This is a genomic window from Herbidospora solisilvae (assembly GCF_009901565.1).
Lineage (GTDB): Bacteria > Actinomycetota > Actinomycetes > Streptosporangiales > Streptosporangiaceae > Herbidospora > Herbidospora solisilvae.
In genome coordinates, this window is sequence record NZ_WXEW01000008.1 from 198750 (window position 1) to 223496 (window position 24747).

At 72.9% G+C, this 24747-nt stretch carries 21 protein-coding genes; 7 read left to right on the forward strand and 14 right to left on the reverse strand.

The genetic code is table 11. The annotated features are described in order from the left end of the window. Positions 1 to 5: 5 nt before the first annotated feature. From GT755_RS26805 to GT755_RS26820, 4 genes are all read right to left on the reverse strand, one after another. Entirely contained in the window at positions 6 to 1046 is a 1041-nt protein-coding gene (locus GT755_RS26805; RefSeq protein WP_161482388.1) for a phosphotriesterase family protein, read from the reverse strand. A gap of 5 nt (positions 1047 to 1051) precedes the next feature. Continuing rightward, complete coding sequence (locus GT755_RS26810; RefSeq protein ID WP_161482389.1) at positions 1052 to 1477, reverse strand: DJ-1/PfpI family protein; 426 nt, start codon at positions 1475 to 1477, stop codon at positions 1052 to 1054. Further along, on the reverse strand, positions 1478 to 1936 hold the full coding sequence (locus tag GT755_RS26815) for a GlcG/HbpS family heme-binding protein (protein ID WP_161482390.1): 459 nt from the start codon (positions 1934 to 1936) through the stop codon (positions 1478 to 1480). It lies immediately after the preceding gene. A gap of 106 nt (positions 1937 to 2042) precedes the next feature. Continuing rightward, complete coding sequence (locus tag GT755_RS26820) at positions 2043 to 2795, reverse strand: SDR family NAD(P)-dependent oxidoreductase (RefSeq protein WP_161482391.1); 753 nt, start codon at positions 2793 to 2795, stop codon at positions 2043 to 2045. 205 nt (positions 2796 to 3000) lie between these two features. Here GT755_RS26820 and GT755_RS26825 point away from each other — a divergent pair, with 205 nt between their 5' ends. Further along, a complete protein-coding gene (locus GT755_RS26825) occupies positions 3001 to 4074 on the forward strand; it encodes a C45 family autoproteolytic acyltransferase/hydolase (protein ID WP_161482392.1) in 1074 nt (357 codons plus the stop codon). 17 nt (positions 4075 to 4091) lie between these two features. Further along, positions 4092 to 4766, forward strand: coding sequence for a FadR/GntR family transcriptional regulator (locus GT755_RS26830; RefSeq protein ID WP_161482393.1), 675 nt, complete (start codon positions 4092 to 4094; stop codon positions 4764 to 4766). Here GT755_RS26830 and GT755_RS26835 read toward each other — a convergent pair. Both GT755_RS26835 and GT755_RS26840 read right to left on the reverse strand, forming a co-directional pair. After that, complete coding sequence (locus GT755_RS26835; protein WP_161482394.1) at positions 4753 to 6258, reverse strand: serine/threonine-protein kinase; 1506 nt, start codon at positions 6256 to 6258, stop codon at positions 4753 to 4755. The two genes, GT755_RS26830 and GT755_RS26835, sit on opposite strands and share 14 nt — an antisense overlap. Positions 6259 to 6314: 56 nt before the next feature. Beyond that, positions 6315 to 7007, reverse strand: a complete 693-nt coding sequence (locus tag GT755_RS26840) for a Clp protease N-terminal domain-containing protein (protein WP_161482395.1) — start codon at positions 7005 to 7007, stop codon at positions 6315 to 6317. A 144-nt stretch (positions 7008 to 7151) separates the two neighbouring features. Between GT755_RS26840 and GT755_RS40700 the strand changes: the two genes are divergently transcribed. Next, positions 7152 to 13586, forward strand: a complete 6435-nt coding sequence (locus GT755_RS40700) for a PxKF domain-containing protein (protein ID WP_161482396.1) — start codon at positions 7152 to 7154, stop codon at positions 13584 to 13586. Positions 13587 to 13634: 48 nt separating this feature from the next. Here GT755_RS40700 and GT755_RS26850 read toward each other — a convergent pair whose 3' ends face one another. Together GT755_RS26850 and GT755_RS26855 are read right to left on the reverse strand one after the other, a co-directional pair. Further along, entirely contained in the window at positions 13635 to 13835 is a 201-nt protein-coding gene (locus GT755_RS26850; RefSeq protein ID WP_161482397.1) for a hypothetical protein, read from the reverse strand. Next, a complete protein-coding gene (locus GT755_RS26855) occupies positions 13832 to 14404 on the reverse strand; it encodes a TetR/AcrR family transcriptional regulator (protein WP_161482398.1) in 573 nt (190 codons plus the stop codon). Before GT755_RS26855 ends, GT755_RS26850 begins: the two co-directional genes overlap by 4 nt. Positions 14405 to 14502: 98 nt before the next feature. Between GT755_RS26855 and GT755_RS26860 the strand changes: the two genes are divergently transcribed. Further along, a complete protein-coding gene (locus GT755_RS26860) occupies positions 14503 to 15591 on the forward strand; it encodes a winged helix DNA-binding domain-containing protein (protein WP_161482663.1) in 1089 nt (362 codons plus the stop codon). 4 nt (positions 15592 to 15595) lie between these two features. Here the strand turns inward: GT755_RS26860 and GT755_RS26865 are convergent, their stop codons facing one another. After that, complete coding sequence (locus GT755_RS26865; RefSeq protein WP_161482399.1) at positions 15596 to 16309, reverse strand: calcium-binding protein; 714 nt, start codon at positions 16307 to 16309, stop codon at positions 15596 to 15598. A gap of 125 nt (positions 16310 to 16434) precedes the next feature. Here GT755_RS26865 and GT755_RS26870 point away from each other — a divergent pair, with 125 nt between their 5' ends. Together GT755_RS26870 and GT755_RS26875 are read left to right on the forward strand one after the other, a co-directional pair. Further along, positions 16435 to 17196 carry a helix-turn-helix transcriptional regulator gene (locus GT755_RS26870; RefSeq protein ID WP_161482400.1) on the forward strand — a complete coding sequence of 254 codons (762 nt, stop codon included), beginning with the start codon at positions 16435 to 16437 and terminating at the stop codon, positions 17194 to 17196. Between the two features lie 69 nt (positions 17197 to 17265). Next, the gene (locus GT755_RS26875; RefSeq protein WP_161482401.1) at positions 17266 to 18027 is read left to right on the forward strand and encodes an SDR family NAD(P)-dependent oxidoreductase; all 762 of its coding nucleotides are present in this window, start codon (positions 17266 to 17268) and stop codon (positions 18025 to 18027) included. On the opposite strand, the gene GT755_RS26880 is transcribed toward GT755_RS26875, so the two are convergent. The 4 genes from GT755_RS26880 to GT755_RS26895 form a co-directional block, all read right to left on the reverse strand. Next, the gene (locus GT755_RS26880) at positions 18024 to 18509 is read right to left on the reverse strand and encodes a flavin reductase family protein (protein ID WP_161482402.1); all 486 of its coding nucleotides are present in this window, start codon (positions 18507 to 18509) and stop codon (positions 18024 to 18026) included. The two genes, GT755_RS26875 and GT755_RS26880, sit on opposite strands and share 4 nt — an antisense overlap. After that, the gene (locus GT755_RS26885) at positions 18506 to 19729 is read right to left on the reverse strand and encodes a styrene monooxygenase/indole monooxygenase family protein (RefSeq protein WP_161482403.1); all 1224 of its coding nucleotides are present in this window, start codon (positions 19727 to 19729) and stop codon (positions 18506 to 18508) included. The genes GT755_RS26880 and GT755_RS26885 overlap by 4 nt, the downstream gene beginning before the upstream one ends. Before the next feature lie 101 nt (positions 19730 to 19830). Beyond that, complete coding sequence (locus GT755_RS26890) at positions 19831 to 20814, reverse strand: AraC family transcriptional regulator (RefSeq protein ID WP_328794512.1); 984 nt, start codon at positions 20812 to 20814, stop codon at positions 19831 to 19833. A gap of 78 nt (positions 20815 to 20892) precedes the next feature. Continuing rightward, the gene (locus GT755_RS26895) at positions 20893 to 21516 is read right to left on the reverse strand and encodes a tetratricopeptide repeat protein (protein ID WP_161482405.1); all 624 of its coding nucleotides are present in this window, start codon (positions 21514 to 21516) and stop codon (positions 20893 to 20895) included. A gap of 32 nt (positions 21517 to 21548) precedes the next feature. On the opposite strand from GT755_RS26895, the gene GT755_RS26900 reads away from it, so the two are divergent. Further along, complete coding sequence (locus tag GT755_RS26900) at positions 21549 to 21968, forward strand: DUF1877 family protein (protein WP_161482406.1); 420 nt, start codon at positions 21549 to 21551, stop codon at positions 21966 to 21968. Here the strand turns inward: GT755_RS26900 and GT755_RS26905 are convergent. Then, entirely contained in the window at positions 21896 to 24733 is a 2838-nt protein-coding gene (locus GT755_RS26905) for a BTAD domain-containing putative transcriptional regulator (protein ID WP_161482407.1), read from the reverse strand. The genes GT755_RS26900 and GT755_RS26905 overlap by 73 nt on opposite strands. Between the last annotated feature and the right edge of the window lie 14 nt (positions 24734 to 24747).

The window sequence follows — 24747 nt, forward strand, 5'->3', positions numbered from 1 at the left end:
GTCCCTCAGACCTTGATGGAGAAGATGCGGGCGGCGTTGTCGCGGGTGATGGCGTCGATCTGCTCGTCGGTCACGCCCTTGCTCTTCAGGCGCGGGATGAAGGAGGTCCACATGTAACCGAGGTCGACGCGCTCGTTGGCGAGCTGCGGGTCGGACTCCGTGACGTCGGAGCGCGGGTTGTAGAACCAGCGGTCGTAGGAGAGCACGAGCTGGCTGGTGAAGCCCTCGTTGATCAGGCCCACGAACGCGTTCGCCATGCGCTCGTCGAGTTCCTCGACGGTGTCGACGCGCCAGGGGATGCCGATGTGGTCGAGCTGGAGGTTGGCGCCCCGGTTGAGGATCTCGTGCAGCTGGCCCTCGTCCGGCTCGACGAAGGCGTGCCCGATGATCACCTTCGCCGGGTCGGCGCCCTCCTCTTCGAGGATGTCGAGCTGCTCGATGCCGGGGTTGGTGACGCGGTAGTCCATCGGGTCGGTGTGGGTGTTGATCGCGCAGCCGACGATGCGGGAGGCCCGCCCGGCGGCCCGGATCACCCGGTCCTCGACCTCGTGGATGCGCCGGCCGTTGGGCCCGATCGGGCTCGGCTGCGGCGTGACGCTCTCCTGTCCGGTCGCGATCTTGATGGCGCCCGCCTTGTAGGGCGTCTGCTGCCACGCGAAGACCATGCCCTCGGTCAGGTCCCGCACGAAGAAGTCGGTCAGCTCCTCGACCGTCTGCCGCCGCCAGTAGTAGGGCACGCCCATGCGCTCGGGGAAGAAGCCGGTGATCGCGATGACGTTCATGCCGGTCCGGCGGGCGACCTCGGCCATCAGCTCGGGGTGGCGGCCGACCTCGGGCGGGGTCATGTCGACGAGCGTGCCGAAACCCCAGTCCCGCATGCCGTCGGCGACCTGTTTGGCGATGAACGCGACGTTGTTCTCGTAGTCGAGCACGGTCCGGTGGTCGAGCTCCGCGCCCGGGTAGCCGTAGAGGAGGTGCTCGTGGGTGAGGAACCGGCCCGACGTCTCGGGTGAGACGTCGCCCAGAACGGTCCTGAAGACTTCCATCGGATTCAGACTCCTCTGCGAATGGTGGCGAAGAACTCGGAGAGATCGTTCGTGCCGTCGGCGGAGACCACCCGTTCGTTCTGGTCGCCGATGGCCTGGGCCACCACCGACGCGCCGTTGCCGACCGAGGCGACCCGCCCGCCGGCCGCGTGCACGGCCGTGACCAGGGCGACCTGCGCGCCGCTCGGCTGGGGGAGGTCCCACGGCGCGACGCCGGGGGCGATGATCACGTCGACGGAGGCGGGGTCGAGGTCGGCGGCGTCGGTGTCGGGGATGACGGGGTAGCCGAGGATGCTCTCCGCCCCCGCGGCGGCGGCCACGATGTGGACGGTCGCGCCCTCCTCGCGGCCGCGCAGCACCGGGTACCAGAAGTCGAGCTCCTGGTAGCCGGGGTAGGCGAGGACCACGACCTTCTGCTGGGCCAGCGACATTTACGCTCCAAGGTGTTCGGCGGGATGGGACGCGGCGAAGGAGTCGACGACCTCGGCGCAGGCGCGCAGGGCGGTCAGCGCCGTTTCGTTGTCGACCTGGGGAGCGGCGCCGCTCACTCCGATGGCGCCGATGAGTTCGCCGTCCGACCGCAGCGGGAAGCCGCCGGCCAGGACGACGATCCGCCCGGCGAGTGCCGAGGTCAGGCCCCAGTCGGCCGCCCCGGGCTTGGTGACCTCGCCCCACGCGTCGGTCGGCGCGTTGAACGCGGCGGCGGTGAACGCCTTGTCGATCGCGAGGGTGAGCGCGACGTGCGAGGCGCCGTCCATGCGCACGGCGGCGACGACGTGGCCGTGCCGGTCGGTGACGGCGATGGCCATCGGCTTGCCCGCGCTGTCCTGGGCGGCCCTGACCAGGCGTTCGGCCAGTTCGAGAGTGACGACGGATTCGGTGCGGATCATCGGAGCGGCCTCACGGGGTGAGCGTGGCGGAACGGATCGCGAATCGGCGGGCGGGTTTCACGAGGTGAGCGTGGCCTTCGACGAAGGCGCGGGTCGGCGGGTGGTTTCACGAGGCGAGGAGGCCGCCGTCGACGACGACGGCCTGGCCGGTCAGATAGCGGGAGCCGGGGGAGAGGAGGAACTCGATGACGGCGGCGACGTCGTCCGGAACCCCCTGGCCGCCGAGGGGGATGCGCGACTCCAGCGCCGCGACGGTCGTGTTGTCCTTGCCGCCCACGCGGGTCCAGTAGGGGTCGTTGAAGGGGGTGTCGATCCAGCCGGGGCAGACGCAGGTGACGCAGACCCCGTCGGGGCCCATCGCGACCGCGAGTGACCTGGTCAGCGCGACGAGGCCGCCCTTGGAGGCGGCGTACGCGAAACTTCCGCCGCCGCCCCGGAAGGCCGCGGTCGAGCCGGTGAGCACCACCCGGCCGTGGGCCGACGCCGCCAGATGGGGGGCCGCGGCCTGCGTCATGAAGAAGGGCGCCCGGAGGTTGAGCGCCATCGTGCGGTCCCATTCGGACGCGGAGAAATTTGCCAATTCGGTCTCGACGAGAAGCCCTGCGCAGAAGACGATGGCATCCAGGCGGCCGTGCGCTTCGACCGCGTCGGCGACCGCCTGGGCGGGTCCGTCGGCCGTGGCCAGGTCGACGTGGCTCGCCGTCCCCGAACCGGGGTGGGCGTCGAGGGCCTTGACGACCTCGGCGGCACCGGCCGCGTCGATGTCGGCCACGTGCACGTCGGCGCCCGCCGCGCGCAGCCGGGCCGCCGTGGCGGCCCCGATGCCGCTCGCGCCACCGGCTATCAGCACAGATGTCACCACAACTCCAACCTGTAGGGCTGCCTGACATCATGAACCTGTGTTTTGAGTTCTGGCAAGGCGTTATGCCCGAAAAACCGGCGAGTTGACACTGTTGGACCCAGGCTCCCACAATCAACATGTCTGACAGCCAGGCACCCTGGACGATTGTCCAGCCTCATGTGAGGGAGCGGCCCGTTCCATGCACTTTTCTGGGGAGTTCCCAGTGGTCCGCGTGGCCGGACCGCCCGCCGAGCGCGGCAGGCGGTACGGCGCGCTGGCCCGCACCCGGATCCACCGTTCGATCTCCGCCTACCAGCGCGTCTTCGACCACTACGCGGGATGGGACTGGGCCACCGTGTGCGCCCACGCCGCCCGGTACCGCGACGTCGTCGGTGACTTCTCGCCGGCGTCCCTGACCGAGATGCGGGGCATCGCCGAGGGCGCCGGCCTCGACGTCGCGGAGATCCTGGCCCTCAACACCCGCAGCGAGATCATGTTCCACGCCGGCGACCGGGAGATGCCCCACGAGTGCACGTCGCTGACGCTGCTCCCGGACCGCTCGGCCACCGGCACCCCGCTCATCGCGCAGAACTGGGACTGGCTGCTCCACTCGATGGACACCGCCATGATCCTGGAGGTCGTCCGCGACGACGGCCCCTCGTTCGTCACGCTGGTCGAGGCCGGTCTGCTCGCCAAGGTCGGCATGAACGACGCGGGCGTCGGGTTGTGCACCAACACCCTGATCAGCGACGGCGACGAGGGCCGGATCGGGGTGCCCTACCACGTCCTGCTGCGCGCCGCCCTCGACAGCGGGTCGGGCCGCGAGGCCGCCCGCACGATCGCCGGCGCCGAGCGCGCCCTGTCGGCCAACTACCTGCTCGCCGACGACACCGGCTTCGCCGCCGACCTCGAAACGGCCCCCCGCCCCGACGGTGTGCGGATTCTCACCCCCGAAGACGGCCAGATCACGCACGCCAACCACTTCCGATCTCCCGACCTGACAGGCGAGGATCTGTACGCGCGCCGCAAGCCCCACACGTTCACGCGGCTGCGCAACGTCACCGAGAGCCTGGGCGAACGGTCCGGCCTGTCGGTCGACGACCTCAAGAAGGTGCTCGCCGACCACCAGGACAGCCCGTCGAGCGTCTGCCAGCACCCCGACGAGAATGTGCACGAACGTGAGCGCACCGCGACGATCGCCGGTGTGATCATGGACGTGTCCGGCCGTACGATGCATATCGCCGCGGGGCGGCCCTGCGTGGCACGGTGGGAGACGAGAACCCTGGCGCCGAGATGAAGAAGGACCTATCCGTAATGAAGGTCGTCCCTGTCGAGCAGAAGAGCGCGGCGGAGCACGTGCGCACGCAGCTCATCGAACTGATCGAGTCGCGTCACTTCGCGGTCGACGACCGCCTGCCCTCCGAGGCCGAGCTCGCGGCGTCGTTCGGGGTCAGCCGCTCGGTCATCAGGGAGGCCCTGCACAGCCTGAACGCCCTGGGCCTGACGAAGTCCTACGCGGGCAAGGGCACCTTCGTCGCCGCCACCCGCGTGCAGTCCCACCTGCTCAGCGGGCAGTACCTGCCCTCGCAGCTCAACGAGGTGCGCCGCTACCTTGAGGTGCCGGCGGCCCGGCTGGCGGCCGAACGGCGCACCCAGGAGGACCTCGACGGCCTGGCCGAACTGGTCGCCGCCTTCGAGGACAACGACGACCCGGCCGAGCGCAACAAGATCGACGCCCGGTTCCACATCGCCATCGCCCAGGCCACCGGCAACCCGCTCTTCTCCCGCCTGGTCGAAGACCTGCGCGCGGTCCTCCAGGACCAGGCGCTCGCCGTGTCGGCCTCGCCGGGCCGGGCCGCGCAGGCCCGCGCCGAGCACCGGGCCATCTACGAGGCGATCAAGGACGGCGACGCCGAGATGGCCGCCCTGGCGATGCGCCGCCACCTCCAGGCGGTCGTCGCGACCTCGGCCGCGCTCAGCGACTCCTGAAGTCGGTGTACGTCGACCGGAAGGTCGTCGTGAACAACCCCGCGTCGCCGAGCGGCCGGCCCACGTCGAGCACGAACGAGACCGGCCGGTCGTGCTCGTCGATCGTGAGGGTGTAGGTGACCAGCGACCGGTCGACGGCGTCCCCGGCGTACTCGATCAGCAGCAGCTTCAGCGCGTCGCCGGTCAGGTTGCCCGGGACGATGCCCCGGTAGACCCGGCCGTCGCGCTCGAACGTCACGTTGCCCTGGACGACCAGCGACCGGATCACGGTGAGCCCCGCTGTGGCCGTCAGCAGGATCGGCGGCTCGTTGCTCCCGTCGCCGAACTCCCCGAGCGGCTCGCCGGTCTCCTTCACCCGCCGGTCCTCGATCGTGTAGCGCCGGGTCTCCTCGCTGCCGTACTGGATGTCGGCGACGAAGTCGTCGTGCGGCAACCCCGGATCGCCCGCGACGGTGACGGTGCCCCGTGACGTGGCCAGGTTGTCGCCCTGCCCCATGCCGCCCTCGCTGGTGAACGTGGCGGTCGGCGTCTTCCGGTACACCTCCGACAGGGCCGCCGCCAGTTCGGCCTGGGTCTCGGGCGGCCGGTCGCCGCGCGGCCAGAACACGACGGCCGCCGCGATCACCGCCAGCCCGGCCAGCGCCGCCACCGCGGCCCGCCACGGGACCGCCCTGCCCGTGACCGGCCGGGTCGCCTCCAGCCGGCCCGACTCCAGCGCGTCGAGGTCGTCCTCCTCATCGTGCCCGAGCAGGCTGAGCAGCACCTCCTTCGAAGTGGGCCGCTCGGTGGGCGACTTGGCGAGGCAGCGGCGCACCAGCGGCAGCAACACGCGCGGCACCCCGGTCAGGTCGGGCTCGGCGTGCAGCACCCGGTAGGCGACGGCCGCGATGTTGTCGCCCTCGAACGGCACCCGCCCGGTCGCCGCGAACACCATGGTCGCGCCCCACGCGAACACGTCGGCCGCGGCCGTGACCCGCTCCCCGGAATACTGCTCGGGCGCCATGTAGGGCGGGCTGCCGATGGCCCGCCCGGTGGTCTCGCTGTGGCTCAGCCGCGAGATCCCGAAGTCGATGACCCGCGGCCCCTCGGGGGCCAGCAGCACGTTGCCCGGCTTGAAGTCACGGTGGATCACCCCCGCCCGGTGGATCGCCACCAGCGCTGTGGCGGTCCCGATGGCGATCCGCTGCAACTCGGCCCCCCTGCGGGGCGGCACCCGGTCGAGCGGGGTGCCGGCGACGTACTCGCTGACGATGTACGGCGGATCGTGGTCGAGCACCACGTCGATGATGCGCGCGGTGCAGAACCCCGCGACCTGCCGGGTGGAGTTCACCTCCCGGACCGCCGCGTCGTCGGCGCCGTGCCGCAGCACCTTGACCGCGACCGGCTCCCCGTTCCACTCGCCCAGGTAGACGACGCCCTGACCGCCCTCGCCCAGCCGGGAGACCACCGTGTAGGGCCCGATCGACCGGGGATCGCCGGCCCGCAACGCCATGTCCACAATCCCATTGGACGCCATCACCCCCTACCGGGGTTTGGCGATTGCGGGGACTACTTCGGCGCGAGCCCCTTGAGGAAGGCGACCACCGCCTCCTCGAACCGCTCCTTGGTCACCCCCAGTTCGGTGAGGACCGGGTTTCCCGCGCTGAGCAGCGCGAGCACCATGTGCTCGGTGCCGATGTAGTTGTGCCCGAGCCGCAGCGCCTCCTGGAACGTGAGCTCCAGGAGGCGCTTGTTGTCCTCCCCGAGTTCGGCGTTGCCGTCCAGCGCCGTGCCGGTCTCGGGCAGCGCCCGGCGCGCCGCCTCGCGGGCCGCGTCGAGGTCGAGGCCGATCTCGACCAGGGCCTTCACGGCGAGGCCGTCGGCGTCGGCGAGCATCGCGACCAGCAGGTGCTCCTGCCCGGCCATGGGGTGGCCCAGTTCCTTGGCGAGCCGCTGCGCCTCGCCGATGGCCGTCTTCGCGCGCGGGGTGAACCGGGAGAACTGCTGCTGGTTGTCCTCCAGCTTGGGCACGAACCGCTTCTGCGCGGCCTGCTTGGTGACGCCCATGCTGCGGCCGATGTCGGTCCAGGAGGCGCCCGACTTGCGGGCCTGGTCGACGAAGTGGCCGATGAGGTGGTCGGCGACGTCGCCCATGTGCTCGGCCATGAGCACGGCGCCGGAGAGTTGTTCGAGGACGTTGGGGTTGGCCGCCTTGATCCCGTTGATGAGATCGTCCAGCCGTACGACGGGATAATCGCTCATGCGTCAACAGTAGGTTGACGCTGCGAGAATCGTCAACCCTCTGTTGACGCTTGGAGCACTGGGAAGGGGCCACAAGTCGCGTCCAATCAAGTCCCAAGGGCGCCTTGTCATGGTCACGGTGATCGCCGATCGAAGGAGATTCCCGTGCGAACGTCCTTTCGTGCTCTGCCGTTCCTCGTCGGGACGCTGGTGCTCAGCACCGTCGTCCAGCTCGCGACGGTGCCGCAGGCGGCCCTGGCCGCTGAGGCCGCCGAGCCGCTGGCCAGGGCCTATCACATCGACAGCCGGGCCGAGGTGCCCGACCTGCAGATCCATCCCGGACGGCTGGCGCTGTCGGCCGACGGAACCACCGCCTTACACCTGTCTCCACGGGGAGACGACCCGCCGGTCCTGGTGGCCGCCGACCTGCGCGACGGCGGAGAGGAGGTCGTCGGGCTCGACCTCGAAGGGCTGCCCGTGGCGCAGGTGATCGACGCCGCGATCAGCGGCGACGGCCGGACGGTCGCCTTCCTGGCCAGTGGCTCCAACGCCGCCGACCTGCGGCTGCCGGCCTCGGCCGACCCCTTCATCAAGGAGGCGATCTTCGTCAGGGACCGGCTCACCGACGCCACCACATGGGTCCAGCTTCCCGACCTCGGCGTCCCGGTCTCGCACCACAAGCTGCGCAACCTGGCCCTGAGCGCCGACGGCGGGCGGCTGGCCGCCGACCTGTCGCTGCCGCTGCCCGAGTACGACGACATCACCTCCCCGGAGGGCGTGCTGCTGGTCACCCTGCAGTCCGACGCCGCGCCGGTGTCGCAGGTCGTCCGCCCGGAGGACCTCTCCGACGGCGAGCCCGACGTGAAGGGCTTCGCCCTGTCCGGTGACGGGAAGGTGCTCGCCGTCAACGTGGGCGGCGACGAACGGACGCTGCTGCGCTTCGACGCCGCCTCCGGCGACCGGCTGCCCGGCGAGCGTGAGCTGACCCAGGCCCAGCACACGGCCTGGACCCCCAACCTCGACCAGGCCGGACGCCGGACCGCCCTCGGCGGCGACGCCGGGGTGGTCGTGGCCGACCTCGACACCGGACCTTCGGCCGACGTGACGCTGGCGGCCTCGGGAACGGTCCCGTACGTCTCCGGCGACGCCGCCTTCCCCTCCGACGACCTGCCGGCCGTCGCACGGCTGAGCGCCGACGGCGGGACCGTCGCGTTCCGGCGGGCGGGCGCGGTGTGGACCCAACCGGCTCAGGCCGGCCGAGCTCCCGTGCTGGTCAGCGCCGGTCTGGACGGCCGGATCGCCGACCCTCTCCCCGGCGAGATGGCCACCTATCCCGACTACGTGAACGCCTACGCCATGAGCGGCGACGCCGCCACCCTGGCCTTCCTGTCCGCCGCCACCGCGTTCGTCGCCCCCCGCACGGACACGCCGCAGCCCTCGCACCTCTACCGCGCCGTCCCGGCCGACGCCCCCGCGCCGACCTGGCCGGAGGACGCCGCGCTGGCCGCCGAACCCGGCACGACCTCCGTCGCCCTCTCGTGGCCCGCCGCGAGCGCCACGGCCACGACCTACGACGTCAGCGTGAACGGGACCACGGTCGCCACCGTGATCGCGCCCACGACGCGGGCGACGCCGTCGGGGCTCACCCCCGGCTCGACCGTCGAGGTCGCGGTCGTCGCCAAGGACGCGTCCGGCCGCGCCTCGGCCCCGCTGACCAGGAGCGTCACCCTGCTGGACGACGTGCCGCCCGGCGAGGCCCCGCTCTCGGCGGTGGCCGGGCCCGGCGCCCGGGTGCGCCTCCAGTGGGAGGCCTCCGGCCTGAGCGGCCTGACCGGCTACCGGGTGCTCCGCGACGGCGTGAAGCTGGCCGACCTGGCCCCCGGCGCGACCACCCACGACGACACCGCGGTCGCCGCAGGCACGGAGTACACCTATGCCGTCGCCGCGCTGCGCGGCACCGAGCAGATCCGGCTGACCAAGGACGCCCGGGTCCGCGTCGACGAGCTGACCGTCACCGAGACGGCCGCCAACCTGCCCAAGGTGGCCGGGTCGGCGGTGCTCGCCCTCGGCCGTGAGGCCACCTTCGCGGTGGTCGGCGCGGCGGGCTTCACCGCCACCGCCGACCTCGTCGTGCGCACCGCCGACGACCCGGCGAAACCGGTGACGGTGCCGCTCGCGGAGGAGCGCGCCGGACGGTACCGGGGCTCCTGGCCGCTGCCGGAAGGCGTGACCGAGATCGTCTCCGGCGTCCTGCGGCTCGCCGACGGCACGGGGCACGCGATCTCCCGGCCGGTCACCGGCCTGCCCGCCACGGTCGGCGGTCTCGTCCGGGTCGGCGTCACCGTGCCGGGCGGGGAGCCCGACGGCGTCCGTCTCCAGGTGTGGAGCGACACCACCGGCACCGGCCACGTCACCCAGCTGAAGGCCAACGGCACCCTCGCCGTGCCGGTCGCGCCGGCGACCGATCACCGGATCACCACCCGCCGCTCCGACGGCCTCGACGGCACCCCGCCGACGACCGTGGGGGTCACCTCCGGCCAGGCGGTGGACGTGACCGTCGCGCCGCACGCGCCCGCGTCCCTCACCCTGACGCTGCGCCGGGCCGGTGACGTGGCGCTGGCCGACGTCCCGGTCATGCTCACCACCCGGACCGGGGTCCGGTCGGGCCGCACCGACGGGAACGGACGGGTGATGTTCGGCACCCTCGACGCGGCCACCGACGTGACCGCGAAGATCACCGTGCCCGCGCAGACCCTCGTGACCTACGGCCTGGCCGCCGTGCCGGACCGGACGGTGACCCTGGCGGCCGGGGCCAACGCGGTCGCGGTGACCGCGGGCGCGCTGCCCAGGGTGACCGTGCGCGGCACGGTCAAGGACGACGACGGCCGCCCGCTCCGGGCGACGGTGACGCTGCGGCAGACGGTCGCCGGCGTCGGGGTGCCCACACGCGTCGAGTCGGCCGCCGACGGCACCTGGTCGGCCCAGGTGTTCGGCGGGGGAACCGGCACCGTCGTGACGGCCACCCGCGCGGGCCAGACGACCGCCGAGGTCGTGGCCGGTCCGGACGCCCCGGCGGAGCTGGTCTTCCCCGACGTGTCCGGCTACGTCGTGCGGCCCAAGGTCGTCATCGTCTCGATGGACGGCGACCGGACCGAGCAGGAGCTCAACACCGAGACGGTCGACCCCCTCAGGCCCGAGGTCCTGGCCGGTGGCCGGAGGATCATCGCCTGGGACGGCGAGGTGCCGGTCGACGTGCCCCCGGGCTCGACCGTGACCTTCTGCGCGGACGGCTCGAAGCGGGGCCTGAGCAGGGCGTGCGCCGAGGCCGTAGCGGCGGGTTCGCCCGACATCCCGCTGACCGTGGAGATCCACGAGAAGTCCAGGATCACCGCGCGCATCCTCGAACCGGACGGCACCCCGCGTACCGGCCGGACCTGCTCGCGGATCGAGGGCGAGGACGCCTCGGCGGTCGCCGACTTCGCCGGTCCGGACCTGCGGGTCTCCGCGCCCGCGGCGGGCACGTACGTGCTCACCGTGGTGGCGTGCCGCGACACGCTCAGCGGTTCGGTCCAGCGGGTCGTGACGGTCGGCGCGGGGGAACAGCTCGACCTCGGCGACCTGCGGCTCGCCCCGATGACGACCCTCGTCCGCGGGGAGCGCAGCGGCTTCGACGCCGTCACCGACGCCGTGCTGCCCGGCGAGCTGGCCCACCTGCGCGCCGACGTCGAGTTCCAGAACACCACGCGGAGCGGCGCCGCCCGGCTGACGCTTCCCCCGGGCGTCACGGTTCCCGACGACGCGGTGCTGCGGGACGGCACGCCGGTGGCGTTCACCCGCGAGGAGAACGCCGTGGTGATCCCGCTCCCGGCCGCGACCACGCGGAAGATCGACGTGTACGTCCGCACCCCGGCCACGGCCGGGAATGAGCTGCCGTTCTCCCTGTCGGTGTCCTCCGGCGACCTGACCGAGGTCGTGGGGTCGGCCGGGGTCCGGGTGGGCACGGTCACGCTGCGGGCGCCGTCGTCGAGCCAGACCGGGCGGTTCACCGCATCGGGCCTGGCGCCCGCCGGTGCGCGTGTCGTCGTGCGCGACGGCGACACGGTGGTCGCGGAGGCCGACGCCGGCGAGGGCGGCCGGTGGCACGCCGTCGTGGACCTCGGCGCGGGCGACGAGGCGGTGAGGCACGTCCTGCGCGCCTCCGCCGCCGTCGGCTCCGCCGAGTTGGCCGCCGACCCGGTGACCGTGGTCGTCGACCCGTACGCCAGCGTGCTGGAGAAGGTGACCATGTCCCAGACGGGCATGACCAAGACCTTCCGCCCGGCCGACGGCGTGGCGCGTTTCCCCTGGGTGTGGAACCCGGGCCTGGCCGTCACCGTCAAGGCGGAGTTCAGCGGCCCGGTCGGCGGCCCCCGGGCGCGGCTCGGCACACTCGACCTCCCCCTGACGCCGGTGGAGGGCCAGGAGAACGTCTACACCCTGACCACCAAGACCAAGGCGCACGAGGTCGGCGACCTGACGATCACCTACGGTCCGGAGCACGACCGGCCCCTGCTGCCGATCCCCCCGGCGCCCGACCCGGCGGGCGGTCTCTTCGATCCGGAGGCCGCCGTGGTCGCCGACCCGGTGACCGAGGGCGACGCCGTCAGCCAGGAGTTCACCGTGCCGGTGCCGAAAATGGGCCCGGCCGCCCAGGGGCGGATCAAGCTGACCATCGAGCCGCTGCCCGGCTACGAGCCGGGCCCCGCGGCCGTCAAGGCGGCCCGCGCCTCGGGCGTGCCCGTCTACGAGCCCGTCCTGTCGGGCGGCGACCCCTTCGCCACGACCGGCCGCTACACCAGTGAGGCGGCGGCGATCGTCGACATCGGCGTGCTGGCGAGCATGTCGCCGGACTCGCCGGTGGTCAGGTCGCTGAACGCCGCCGGGTTCGTCAGCGGACCGGCACGGGCGATCTTCCAGACGTCCTTCTGGAACGTCACCAACTGGGACGCCATCAACTCGGCGGAGAGCAGCGACGAGAAGTACACCGAGCTCAACAAGATGATGGACATGGCCAACCGGTGCATGGACGGGTCGCTGGGCGCCGTCTACCGCCACCACCTGCAGCAGCTCATGCGGCGGGCCGTCATGCTCGACATCTACAACGGGGTGTCGGCCGCCGTCGGCCTGGCGCTCACCCCGGCGACCTTCGGCCTGGGCACCGTCGCGATCTGGGCGGTGAGCTGGGGTATCGGCAAGGCTCTGGAGATCCCGCTCAACAACGACATCGCGGCGCTGCGGCGCGAGATGAACAGCGCCCAGGAATGCCGGTGGACCGAGCGGGACGCCCCCTACCGCGACCCGCACGCCCCGCTTCCGGACGCCGACATCGACTACCGCTTCGACCCCTCCGGTTACCTCTACGAGGGCCTGGACGCCCGCCGCGTGGAAGGCGTCACCGCGACCCTGCTGCGCGCCCCCGCCCCCGAAGGGCCGTGGCAGCCGTGGGACGCGGCGGTCTACGGCGACCTCAACCCGCAGGTCACCGACGCCGAGGGCCGCTACGGCTGGGACGTGCCCGAAGGCTGGTGGAAGGTCGTCTACACCAAGGACGGCTACCTGCCGGCCGAGTCCAAGGTGCTGAAGGTGCTGCCCCCGCACACCGACGTCGACGTCAACCTGTTCCGCGCCGAACCGGCCGAGGTCGCCACGATCGAGGCCGACGACGAGGGCCTCACGGTCACCATGAGCCAGCCGACCCGGGTGGCCCAGGCGCTCGGCGGCGCCCTGAAGGTCACCGGCGCCGACGGCCAGTGGACGGCCGTGTCCCCGCAGTCGCCCCCGGCCGGTCACCCGTACCCGGACCAAAAGCTGGCCATGGCGTTCCGCTTCACCGGCGAGAAGCACACCGGTGAGGTCAACGTCGAGGTCGACGGCCTGCTCCAGGACCACGGCGGCCGCGCCATCGCCGAAGGCGTGGAGAAGACCATCCAGGTCCGGTGGACCGGCCCCGACGCGGCCGGACCGCAGGTCAGCGTGACGGGCGTGGCCGACGGCGCGACCTACCGGCTGCACGCCGTGCCAACGGCCGCGTGCGTCACCGTCGACCGGGGCTCCGGCGTGGCGACCGAGGCCACGCTGACGATCACCGGCGGCACCCCCACCGGGGTCGGGGTCTACACCGCCACCTGCGCCGGAGCGAAGGACAACGAGGGCAACCTCACCCCGCCGGTGACGGCGACCTACTCGGTGGCGTACGTCTTCACCGGCTTCGCCGCGCCGGTCAAGAACGACGGCGTCGTCAACGTGGCCAAGGCCGGCCAGGGCATCCAGGTCAAGTGGCGGCTGACGGACGCGAACGGCGCCCCCGTCAACGGCCTCACCACGGCGGCGCTGACGGTCAGTCCCTTCGACTGCCGGACCGGCCTGCCCACCGGCCAGGAGCGCACGCCCGCCGAGGGCGCCTCGGCGCTCCAGGTCCTCGGGCACGGCAGCTACCAGGTGGTCTGGCGCACCCCGGCGTCCTACCTCGACAAGTGCCTGACGCTCCACGTCGACACGGGGGAGGGCGCGGCGGCGTCGCACACCGCGCTGTTCCGCTTCACCCGCAACGAATCCCTCTGACGCGCCGCTGCCGCGCCCGCCTTCCCCGGCGGGCGCGGCAGCGCCGTCTCAGGCCGCGAACCGGCGGGCCAGTTCCCGACCCCGGGCCACCTGCACCTTCTTCGCCTGCCCCATCGAGAAGCGCAGCAGCCCGAAGGGCGCCGACAGCCGGTAGTGGTCGGTCACCCGGGTGTCGCCGGGCACGGCGTCGATGCGGTAGCCCCAATCCACCCGGACCCCGCCGGGGCTGACCACGTCTCCGGTCCTCATGGGGTGTCCCTGGGTCGGAGGAGCCGGTCGAGGACGGCGTCGACGTCGACGGCGTCCGGGCCGAGGAGCAGGCAGTCGGTCCGCATCCCCTCGATGACCCGCGCGAGGATCGTGGCGGCGGCCGAGGGGTCGGGGACGTCGGCGCGCGCGAACTGTTCGCCGAGCAGGTCGAGCAGGATCTTGCGCTGGGCGCGGTAGTGGGCGGCGAAGCCGGGATCGGTCGCGGCGCGGGACACGAACGCCTTGGCCACGCTCGTCTCGGCGGCGCGTTCCTCGTCGAGCGGCAGCAGCTCCGTCACGATCACCGCCAGGGCCTGACGCGGCGACCGCGCGCCCTCCTCCGACCGGGCCGTGAGGCGGTCGGCGCAGCGCCGGCAATGGTGTTCCAGGGCGAACAGGAGCAGGTCGTCCTTGGTGCCGAAGTGATGTTGCAACGTCCCGGTGGTCACCCCGGCCTCGGCGGCGATCTCCCGCATGCCCGGGAAGGTGCCGTGGCCGCGCATCAGCAGCCTGCCCACGGCGTCGGCCACCGCGTTGCGGCGTGCGTCCGGAACCCACCGTTCTCGCATGTCCCACCTCCATTACAGATGTAATGTAACAGTGGTCCGCTCGTGTCAGAAAGAGGACGGTTTCTGGCCGCTATGGCTGGGATCGTGGTCATATGACGATGACCGTTCTCGACACCCGGGCCCTCAACCGCGCCACGCTCGCCCGGCAACTGCTGCTCGACCGCGCCGGCCTGCCGGTCCTCGACGCCGTCGCGCACCTGTGCGGGATGCAGGCGCAGGAGCCGCAGGAGCCGTTCGTCGGGCTCTGGTCGCGGCTGCGCGGGTTCGACCCGGCGACGCTCTCCGGCCTGCTGGTGGGGCGGAAGGTCGTGCGCACCCACCTCATGCGCCGCACCGTCCACCTGGTCACGGCCGACGACGTCGTGGCGTGGCGGGCCCGGCACGACACGATGTTGCGCCAGCGGGTGCTCGGGGTCTACCGGCGCGAGCTGGCCGGCGTCGACCTCGACGAGCTCGCGGCGGCCGGCCGGGCCCTGATGGCCGACGGCGAGCCGTGGACGATGGGCGATCTGGCGCGGACGATGGCCGAGCGGTGGCCGATGCCGCAGCCCCGGCCGCTGGGCGAGATGCTGGTCTCCGCCCTCGTCCCGGTGGTGCAGTTGCCGCCGCGCGGGGTGTGGCGGGCCAAGGCGGGGGTGCGCAACGTCCCGATCTCCCTCTGGCTGGGACGGGAGCTCGACCCGCCCGCGCCGAACGGGTCCGACCCGGTCGGTGAGACGCTCGTGCGGCGCTACCTGGCCGCCTACGGCCCCGCCGCCACGGCCGACCTGCGCGCCTGGTGCGGGCTGGCCGGCCTGCCGGCCGCGGTCGCCGCGGTGCGCGGGGAACTGGTCTCCTTCCGCGACGAGCGGGGCCGCCAGCTGCTGGACCTCCCCGACGCGCCGCGCCCCGACCCAGACACCCCCGCGCCGGTACGCTTCCTGCCCGCCTTCGACAACGCGCTCCTCGGCTACGACGACCGCACCCGGATCGTCGACGACGCCCATCGCGGCGTGTCGATCGCCGGCGTCCGGGTCGTCCTGGTCGACGGCCGGGTCGCCGCCACCTGGACGGTCACGGACGGCGCCGTGACCGTCGCCCCGCTGCGCGAGCTCTCCCGGTCCGACCGCGACGAGGTGGCCGAGGAGGGGGAGAGGCTCGCGTCGTTCCTCTCCGACGGCGAGACGCGGGCCGTCAAGATCGCCTGACCGGTCACTCGCAGCGGGTCGTGGTGTCCGTGCCGGGGCCGCCGTTGCAGGAGTCGAGGCCGGGGCCGCCGTTCAGTTCGTCGGCGCCGGTGCCGCCGTTGAGCTCGTCGGCGTCGGCGTCGCCGCGCAGGTCGTCGTCGCCGGTGCCGCCGTTGAGCTCGTCGGCGCCCGCGCCGCCGCTCAGGTCGTCGCTGCCCGTTCCGCCCTGCAGCTCGTCGCTCCCCGCGCCGCCGCGTAACTCGTCGTCGCCCGCGTCGCCGCGCAGCTTGTCGTCGCCGCCGTCGCCCCGGAGGGTGTCGTCGCCCTTCCCGCCGCGCAGGTCGTCGGCGTTCCCGCTGCCGCGCAGCTCGTCGTCGCCGTCGCCGCCGAGCACGACCACCCGCTGCCCCTGCGGCAGGACGTTCACGACCACGACGTCGTCCCCGTCGCCGGCCACCACTTTGATCTTCGTGCCGAGCCTGGCCACCACGGTCGCCGGGCTCTCGGCGACGCAGCCCTTGATCGAACCGGCTTCGTCCTCCAGGCGGACGACGTCGCCGACCTGGGTGATGGTGAGGTCGTTGGCGACGCCCGGCTCCGCCGTGTAGATGACCTGTCCGCCGGTCTCCTCGACGCACGTTCCGGCGGTCACCGCGGCCGCCTCGGCGGGGACGGCGAGCGCGGGCACGACCGCCAGCGCGGCCGCCACCAGAAGGGCCGATCTTCTGAGAGTCGTCATGGTTCCTCCTGCTTGGGTTCTCGGCTTCGCCATCACGCTAGAAAACGGGGCGGGCCCCGATCAGCCGAGCAGTCCCTAGAGACGAGGGAGGGCCAGCCCTCCTGCGCGGGCGCCTAACATGACGTATGGCCCGCCGCGAGCAGCTCAGCGACTTCCTGCGCACCCGCCGGGCCCGGCTCACCCCCGGCGACGTCGGCATGGCCGTGGCCGGCCGGCGCCGCACCCCGGGGCTGCGGCGCGAGGAGGTCGCCGTGCTGGCCGGGGTCGGGGTGTCCTGGTACACGTGGCTGGAGCAGGGCCGCGACATCAACGTCTCGGCCGAGGTGCTCGACGCGATCGGCTGCGCGCTGCGCCTGAGCGAGTCCGAGCGCGCCCACGTCTACCTGCTGGCCGGGCTCAACCCGCCGCAGGCCGGGGCCGCCCGCGACGCCGAGGTCACCCCGGAACTGCGCCGCCTGCTCGACACCTGGACGCCGCCCGCGATGGTCCGCGACCGCTACTGGAACCTGGTCGCGACCAACGACGCGGCGCAGCGCCTGTTCCGCTACGGCGACACCGACCACAACTGCCTGGTCGCGTTCTTCACCAACGCCCGCTACCGGGCCATGCACGTGGAGTGGGAGTCGGTCGCCCCGGCCGTCGTGGCCGCCTACCGCGCCGACGCCGGGCACGCCCCCGATGACCCGGAGTTCGCCCGCGTGGTCGCCGACCTGAGCGCGGTGAGCCCGGAGTTCGCCGAGCTCTGGGGCCGCCACGACGTGGGCCCGCCGGTCCAGGCGATCAAGGCCATCCGGCATCCCGAGGCCGGAGACCTGTTCTTCGACATGACGACCCTGGTGGTGGCCGACCGTCCGTCGTGGTACCTGGAGCTCTACACCCCCCGGTGAAGGTGGTGGTGCCACACCCCGGATCACTGCGCACTGTTCGTCTTCCGCGCCCGTCGGCACGCTGGATCCATGACCCACACGTTCCACGGCAAGATCGCTCTCATCACCGGCGGCACCAGCGGCATAGGCCTGGCGACGGCCGAAAGGTTGCTGGCCGGCGGCGCCCACGTGGTCGTCACCGGCCGCGACAGGACGAAGCTGGACGCCGCCGTCGGGCGCCTGGCCGGCGGCGACCGCGTCCTGGCCGTTCAGGGCGACGCCGCGAGCCTGCCCGACCTCGACCGGCTGGCGACCACGATCGAGAGCCGGTACGGACGGCTCGACGTCGTCTTCGCCAACGCGGGCACCGCCGTGTTCGAGCCGCTCGGCGAGGTCACCGAGGCCGGCTTCGACCACGTCATGGCGACCAACGTCAAAGGCGTCTTCTTCACCATCCAGAAGACCCTCCCCCTGCTGGCCGGCGGGGGGTCGATCGTGGTCAACGCCTCCTGGGCGCTGCACCGCGGCCTGTCCGGCGCCGCCCTGTACGCCGCCTCCAAAGCCGCCGTCCACAACCTGACCCGCACCCTCGCGGCCGAACTGGGCCCGAGAGGCGTGCGCGTCAACTCGGTGAGCCCCGGCTACATCGAGACCCCGATGTTCCACGAGCACATCTCCGCCGAGACCGCGGCCGTCGCCCTGGCCTCGGTCGCCTCTGGCCGTCTCGGCACCCCGGACGACGTCGCCGACGCGGTCGTCTTCCTGGCCTCCGACGCCGCCTCCTACGTCAACGGGCAGGACCTGGTCGTCGACGGCGGCCTGGTCGCCGCCATCGCGCCGACCGGCCGCTAGGCGGCCCCGTCCATGGTCATCTCGGGCCAGAACTCCCGGTAGCGGCCGGAGTGGAAGACGAGCGGCTCCCCTTCGGTGCGCTGGAAGCCCTCCACCGCCCCGACGAAGATGTGGTGGTCGCCGCCGTCGTGCACCCGTTCGGTCCGGCAGACGAAGGTGGCCAGCGTCCCGGCGAGGATCGGCAGGGGAGCGGCGGAGAGCAGGTCCACCCCGGCGAACTTGTCGGGCGAGGGCGTGGCGAACCGCCTCGACAGGTGGTCCTGGCCGGCGGCCAGGACATTGACGGCGAACCGCCCGGCCCGCAGGAAGACCGGCGCGCTGGGCGCCCGGTTCGACAGGCACCAGAGCACCAACGGCGGATCGAGCGAGACCGAGGTGAAGGAGTTGACGGTCACCCCGGCCCGGTCGCCCTCGCCGGTCGCCGTCGTGATCACCGCCACCCCGGTCGCGAACTGCCCCAGGGCCTCACGGAGCGATCTCATGCCGCGACCCTCCTGAGGTAGGCCTCGGCCCGGTCGGCGTCCATGAACCACTCGGCGTAGTCGGACGGGTCGTCGAACCCGTTGACGAACCGGTGGGCGACCTCGGGGTGCTGCCCGGCCGCGCCCAGGAGCGCCAGGTGGTGGGGTTCGGCCGGCGCCAGCAGGGTGTTGGTCCAGGCGGTGACGTGCCGGGCCTGGTCCCAGAAGCGGTCGAAGGTGGCCCGCATCCAGTCGGCGTCGAACGGCTGCCCTCCCCGCTCCACGATGGCCCGCAGGTAGGTGGCGGCGCACTTGGCGGCGTTGTTGCTGCCCTGCCCGGTGATCGGGTCGTTGAGCACCACGACGTCGGCGACGCCGAAGATGGGCGCACCGGACGGCAACACGGCGACGGGGTTGCGGACCGTGGGGGCGAAGCGGCCGGTCAGGACGGCGTTGTCGTCGGTGAGCTCGATGCCGTCGCAGCGCTCGGCCTCCCACGGGAAGAAGGTCTCCAGGATCTGCCGGCTGCGCGCCAGGTGCTCGGCGGGGCCGCGCACGTCGCCCCAGCAGTCCATGGGCCCGCCGGGCACGCCCTCGAACACCATGATCTCGCAGGGGCCGCTGGTCGTGAGGGCGGGGAAGACGAAGTACTCGCCCACACCGGGCAGCAGGTTGAAGCAGACGGCCGAGTGGTCGGGCCGGGGGGTCAGCCCGTTGACGTAGGTGACCGCGAGGGCCCGCTGCGGGGCGGCGTAGGGGGAGCGGGCGGGATCGCGCTCGAACAACGAGGCGATCTGGCCCTTGCCCGCCGCGACGAGGACCAGGTCGTAGCGGGCGGCGTAGGTCTCCAGGTCGTCGGGGGTGGCGTCGTGCAGCACGAGCTTGCCGCCGAGCCGCTCGAACTCGCCCAGCCAGGCCGGCATCTTCAGCCGCTGGTCGACCGAGCGGGCCGGGGCGTCGAGGCGTCCGGCCCAGTCGAGTAACTTGCCGCCCTCCGGATTCGGGACCGCGAGGGCGATGCCCTCGATGGGCGGGCAGAGGTCGGCCCACCAGTCGAGGCCGAGTTCGCGCTCATGGGAGAGCGCGGTGCCGAACATGCACTGGCCGGACATGACCCGGCCGTCGCGGATGTCCTCGGCGGTGCGGTTGGAGACCACGGTGACGTCGTAACCCTGCTGGAGCAGGCCGATGGCCAGGTGGAGGCCGGCCTGCCCGGCGCCGACGATGAGGATGTCGCGCATGGTGGTGAGTCCTTTCGGGGTGAGGAGTGGAGTTTCGATCGGCGCCTGACAAGAACGGTACGTTCGGCGCCGCCACTCCAGCCATCCGCTGAGCGCGGATGTCATCCACCTGACGCGGGCCCTCTCCGCAGCGTCTCCGACGGCGGCAGTCCGTACTGCTCGCGGTACTGGGCGGCGAACCGTCCCTGGTGCAGGAACCCCCACCGCGCGGCCACCGTGGTCACCGTGACCCGGGCGGGATCGGCCGCCCTGAGCTCCTCGTGCACCCGCGCCAGCCGCACCTTCCGGAGGTAGGCCATCGGGGTCAGCCCGAGGTGCGCGCGGAAGCCCTCCTGGAGGGACCGGCCGCTGACCGCGACCGCGCCGGCGATGTCGGCGGTGGTCAGCGGGAGGTGCGCGTGGCCCTCGACGAACTCCATCGCCCGGCGCACCACCTTCGGCAGCGCGGGCCGCCTCGGCGCCGTCAGCCGCTCCCGGTAGTTGGACGGTTGCATGGTCAGCAGCAGGCTGATCAGCGCGTTCTCCAGATGGGCGATGGCCAGCGGATGGCCGGTCAGCCCGTCGTCGCGTTCGCCCTCCCTGACGAGCAGGTCGGCCATGTCCCGCCACGACCGGGTCCAGCCGGTCGTCAGGTCCATGCCGAGGTCGAAGACGACCGGATCGCCGATCGGCTCCCCGAGCATCTGCTCCAGCGACCGCTCGATGGAGGCGCGCTCGAACTTGATGACGAGCTGGGGGCACCCGGCCGCCCAGCGCATGTCGAGGTGCCGGGTCGGGGAGGGCAGCGCGGCCAGCGTCGGCGTGGAGACGATCTCACTGGCGCCGGCGCGGATCAGGCTCCGCCCGGCGAGCGGGATCATGACGAGGAAGAAGGTGTCCAAGTCGCCCGGCTCGATGTGCACGTCGCCCCCGTAGTCGAGGTAGCTGACGCGGACCGAGCCGAGCTGGACCGAGTTGAACCGGGCCGACAGCAGGTTCGCTTGCCCGGCAAGGTCCAGCCGGTGAGGGCAGAACACCTTGGCGACCTCGCCGCGGACCTCGTCGAGGTCCGAGCTGGCGAAGACGGCACGATTGCTGAGGAGCACACCAGATGATCGGCCCTTTCGGGCGTGGCGTTCCATGAAAAAGGACGCACACCTGGCGCCACATTTCCGGGACGGCGGTCACGACTCCGGCGGCATGCTGAACTCGTCGGCCCACTGGAGCACACGGTGCGCCCCCGCCCGTTCCGCCGTCTCCCTGGCCTCGGCGATCAGGTCGGCCGCGTCGTCGGCGCGCCCTTCGTCCCGCGCCAGGTAGGCCAGCCCGACCAGGTTCGCCGCCACCCCGGGAAGGAACCCGAGGTCGCGCCGCAGCCGGGTCGACTCCTCCAGCAGTTCCCGCGCCTCGGGCGTGCCCTTGGACGCGAAGGCGAGGTGCCGCAGCGTGTACGCCAGCGTCTCCCGGTCGCCCGCCTGGGTCGCCAGGTCGCGGGCGCGTTCGAAGAAGGGCCGGGCCACGTCGTCCTCCCCTGCCACGACCTGGTGGTAGATGCCGACCCAGAACAGCGCCTCGCCCTCGCCCCGGGTGTCGCCGAGGGAGTTGTAGAGGTCCACGGCCCGCTCGAACGCGGTCACGTCGCCGTCGCCCTCGCCGGAGAGGTAGCGGGCGTGGGTGATCCGGCCCCGAGCCAGCATGAGGTCGGCCTCCAGGCTGTCGAGGGCCAGGTCGGCCATGTCGAGCGCGCCTTCGGTCCCGACGAAGACGGCCTGCTCGTACAGTGTCTTGGCGTTCTCGATACGTCCCATTCGCCGACCCTACGCCCGGGAGGATCACCCGCATGGGAATCACGTGCCACTACCTCAACGTGCGCCCGGAGGAGATCGAGCCTCTCCTCCGGCATCCCCAGCGGATCGACGAGCTCATGGAGGACGTCGAACGGGGCCTCGACATCGGCAAGGCCTGGGACGGCCTGGCCGCCCTCCTGACGGACCTGCCGGTCGACGTGGTCTTCGGCGGCACGCCCCTGGAGACGGGCCACGAGTTCCCCTACGGTCAGCCGCGTTACCTGTCGCCCGAGCAGGTCGTGATCGCGGCCGAGTCGCTCCCCGGCGTGCTGCGCTACGACGGGACGGCGATGACCGGCGTCTACCCGGGCGACGACGACGAGGACTACTACCGCCGCCACTACGCCGGGCTCTGGGAGTTCTTCTCCACCTGCGCCAAGAACGGCGACGCCGTCGTGGTCACGCTGCTCTGAAGCCGGTCGAGGGTGAAGCGGTGGATGTCGTCGATCGGCTCTCCGGGCGGCGTGGACGTCGCGCGGGCCCGGAGCTCGCGGAGGCGGTCGGCGTCGGCGCCGTACAGCGGGGTGGCGCCCTTCTGGGCGGCGACCGCGTCGAGGATGGCCAGCGCCGACGCGAGGTCGCCGCACCGGGCCAGCAGGAACGCGGCGCCCCGGATCGTCGCCCACTGCTGGAGGCGGTTCCCGTGGCGTTCCCAGTGGGTGATCACCTCGACGTAGAGGCCGGCGGCCGAGGCCGGGTCGCCGTGGCGGGCGGTCACCGAGGCCAGCGAGGTCAGCGCGACGCCCTCGCAGTAGCGGTCACCCGTCGCCACGGCCTGTGACCTGGCCTCCGCGAGCAGCCGCCCGGCCCGGCCGGGGTCGGTGTCGAGGAGGGACTCGCCCAGGACGTACAGGGCCCAGCCCCTGACCACCGCAGACCGGCACGTGTCGAGCATCGCGGTGGCCGCGGCGGCAGCCTCCTCCGGCCGGCCGCCGTAGGCGGAGACCAGCACCAGCGAGGAGCGGATGTAGCCGGCCCGCAGCTCGTCGTCGGCCGCCTCGGCCCAGCGCAGCACGTCGGCGCCGAGCCGCCGCGCCTCGTCGAGGTCGCCGCTCAGCAGGGCCAGCTCGGCCTGCACGAACACGGCGAACCGGCGGAACGGGTCGTCGGGGCCGAGCAGCCGCAGCGACAGTCCGGCCAGCCGCCGGGCCTCCTCGTAGTCGCTGCGGAAGCGGGCGCAGCCCGCCGCCACGCCCAGGGCGAGGGCGGCGAGGGGTTCGTCGTCGGGGTGGCCGGTCTCCGACCAGCGGCGGGCCGCCGCCTTGGCCCAGTCTTCGAGCTCGGCCGGCATGCGCATCTCGGCCCAGTCGGCCAGTTCGCCGATCAGCCACAGGTCGAGCGTCAGGTCGTGGTCGAGCGCCCACAGGTGGGCGGCGCGGATATCGCCGAACCGCCGGTCGACCTCGGCCACCCACGCGCCGTCGATGCGCTCGGCACCGCGCTGCACGAGTTCCAGCAGGTCACGCGCGTGCGCCTGCCTGATCGCGGCCTCCTCGCCGCTCTCGGCGAGCCGGTCGCGCGCGAACGCGCGCAGGGTCTCCAGCATCGTGTACGCCGTCACGTCGCCCCCCGCGACCGCCACGACCATCGACCGGTCGACCAGGTCGCCGATCCGGTCGAGCGCGGTCGCCGGGTCGAGCCCGCAGACCCGGGCCGCGTCGTGGGCGGTGAACACGCCGGGGAACACCGACAACCGGGCGAACAACCGCCGGTCGTCGTCGTCGAGGAGGCGGTAGGACCAGTCGATGACCGCGTCGAGGGTGCGATGGCGTTCGGCCGCCTGCCGGTAGGAGGTGCGCAGCAGGCCCCCCGACGACAGGATCTCGGCCGGGCTCATCACCCGCAGCCGTCCGGCCGCCAGTTCGATGGCCAGCGGGATCCCGTCGAGGCGGCGGCACAACTCCTCGGCCGCGTCGCCGGCCACGTCGACCCCGGGGGCCAGCGCCGCAGCCCGCAGCCGGAACAGCTCGACCGCCTCCTCGCCCAGCGGCGGCACCGGGACGATCTGCTCGACCGGCAGGCCGAGCGGAAGGCGGGAGGTGGCCAGGATCCGCACCCCCGGGCACGACGCCGCGATCGCCTGCGCGGCCGCGGCGGCCGACTCGACGACGTGCTCGCAGTTGTCCAGCACGAGCAGGGTCTCGCGGGACCGCAGGTAGTCGACCAGCCGGTCGAGCGGGGCCGACCCGTCGACCAGGTGCACGCCGAGCGTGGTCAGCATCGCCCCGGCGACCTCGGCCCCCGTCGGCAACGACGACAGGTCGACGAACGCGCCGCCCTCGGAGACCTCCGCCGCGAGCCGTGTCTTGCCGACCCCGCCCGGCCCCGTCAGCGTCACGACCCGCGCCCGGTCCAGCCGGGCCCGCAGGTCGGCGAGCAGCTGGTCGCGCCCGACCAGTGACGTGGGCGCCGGTTCGGCGGCCTCGCGCGGGTGCAGCCCGGGGTCGTGCCGCAGGATGCGGGTCTCCAGGTCGCGCAGCGCCTGCTGCGGTTCGAGGCCGAGTTCCTCGTCGAGCATCGTCCGGTACGCCCGGTAGGCGTTCAGCGCCTCGACCTGCCGTCCGAGCCGGTAGAGGGCGAGCATGAGCTGGCCGCGGGACCGTTCCCGCATCGGCGACTCGGCGATCACCTTGTCGAGTGTGGCCAGCGCCTCCTCCGGCCGGTTCAGCCGCAGCGCGGCCTCGGCGCGGTCCTCCCAGGCCGACAGCCGCAGCTCGGTCAGCCGGGCGACCTCGGCCATCGCGAACTCTTCGTGGGCGTACTCGGCGTAGGCGCCGCCCCGCCACAACGCCAGCCCCTCGTCGAGCAGCGCGAGCGCCTCGCGCGGCCGGGTCGCGAGCAGGCCGCGCCCGCGTTCGGCCAGGTCTTCGAAGGTGGTGACGTCGAACCACGCGGGGTCGACGACCAGGGCGTAACCGGGGTGGCGGGTGTGCAGCACGTCGCCCAGGCCGGCGGCGCGCAACTGCGTGCGCAGCCGGGAGACGACGGTCTGGAGCGCCGCGTCCGCCCGCGCGGGCGGGACGCCCTGCCAGACGACGTCGGCGAGCGTGTCGGCGGCGACCACGCCGGGGGAGCGCACCAGCAGCGCGGCCAGCAGCCGCCGGGGGTTGCCCGACCGGGTCAGCGCCTCGGCGCCGGGCACGTCCAGCGGTCCGAGGGCCCTGATGCGTAGTGTCACGGCGACTCCCGGCG

Bases quoted from the DNA above. Each gene is read 5' to 3' on its own strand.
- GT755_RS26830 (WP_161482393.1), top strand. From the start codon at position 4,092: ATGAAGGTCGTCCCTGTCGAGCAGAAGAGCGCGGCGGAGCACGTGCGC.
- GT755_RS26895 (WP_161482405.1), bottom strand. From the start codon at position 21,516: ATGGGACGTATCGAGAACGCCAAGACACTGTACGAGCAGGCCGTCTTC.
- GT755_RS26885 (WP_161482403.1), bottom strand. From the start codon at position 19,729: ATGCGCGACATCCTCATCGTCGGCGCCGGGCAGGCCGGCCTCCACCTG.
- GT755_RS26840 (WP_161482395.1), bottom strand. From the start codon at position 7,007: ATGAGCGATTATCCCGTCGTACGGCTGGACGATCTCATCAACGGGATC.
- GT755_RS26855 (WP_161482398.1), bottom strand. From the start codon at position 14,404: ATGCGAGAACGGTGGGTTCCGGACGCACGCCGCAACGCGGTGGCCGAC.
- GT755_RS26875 (WP_161482401.1), top strand. From the start codon at position 17,266: ATGACCCACACGTTCCACGGCAAGATCGCTCTCATCACCGGCGGCACC.
- GT755_RS26805 (WP_161482388.1), bottom strand. From the start codon at position 1,046: ATGGAAGTCTTCAGGACCGTTCTGGGCGACGTCTCACCCGAGACGTCG.
- GT755_RS26900 (WP_161482406.1), top strand. From the start codon at position 21,549: ATGGGAATCACGTGCCACTACCTCAACGTGCGCCCGGAGGAGATCGAG.
- GT755_RS26880 (WP_161482402.1), bottom strand. From the start codon at position 18,509: ATGAGATCGCTCCGTGAGGCCCTGGGGCAGTTCGCGACCGGGGTGGCG.
- GT755_RS26870 (WP_161482400.1), top strand. From the start codon at position 16,435: ATGGCCCGCCGCGAGCAGCTCAGCGACTTCCTGCGCACCCGCCGGGCC.
- GT755_RS26815 (WP_161482390.1), bottom strand. From the start codon at position 1,936: ATGATCCGCACCGAATCCGTCGTCACTCTCGAACTGGCCGAACGCCTG.
- GT755_RS26835 (WP_161482394.1), bottom strand. From the start codon at position 6,258: ATGGCGTTGCGGGCCGGCGATCCCCGGTCGATCGGGCCCTACACGGTG.
- GT755_RS26810 (WP_161482389.1), bottom strand. From the start codon at position 1,477: ATGTCGCTGGCCCAGCAGAAGGTCGTGGTCCTCGCCTACCCCGGCTAC.
- GT755_RS26850 (WP_161482397.1), bottom strand. From the start codon at position 13,835: ATGAGGACCGGAGACGTGGTCAGCCCCGGCGGGGTCCGGGTGGATTGG.
- GT755_RS26865 (WP_161482399.1), bottom strand. From the start codon at position 16,309: ATGACGACTCTCAGAAGATCGGCCCTTCTGGTGGCGGCCGCGCTGGCG.
- GT755_RS26860 (WP_161482663.1), top strand. From the start codon at position 14,503: ATGACCGTTCTCGACACCCGGGCCCTCAACCGCGCCACGCTCGCCCGG.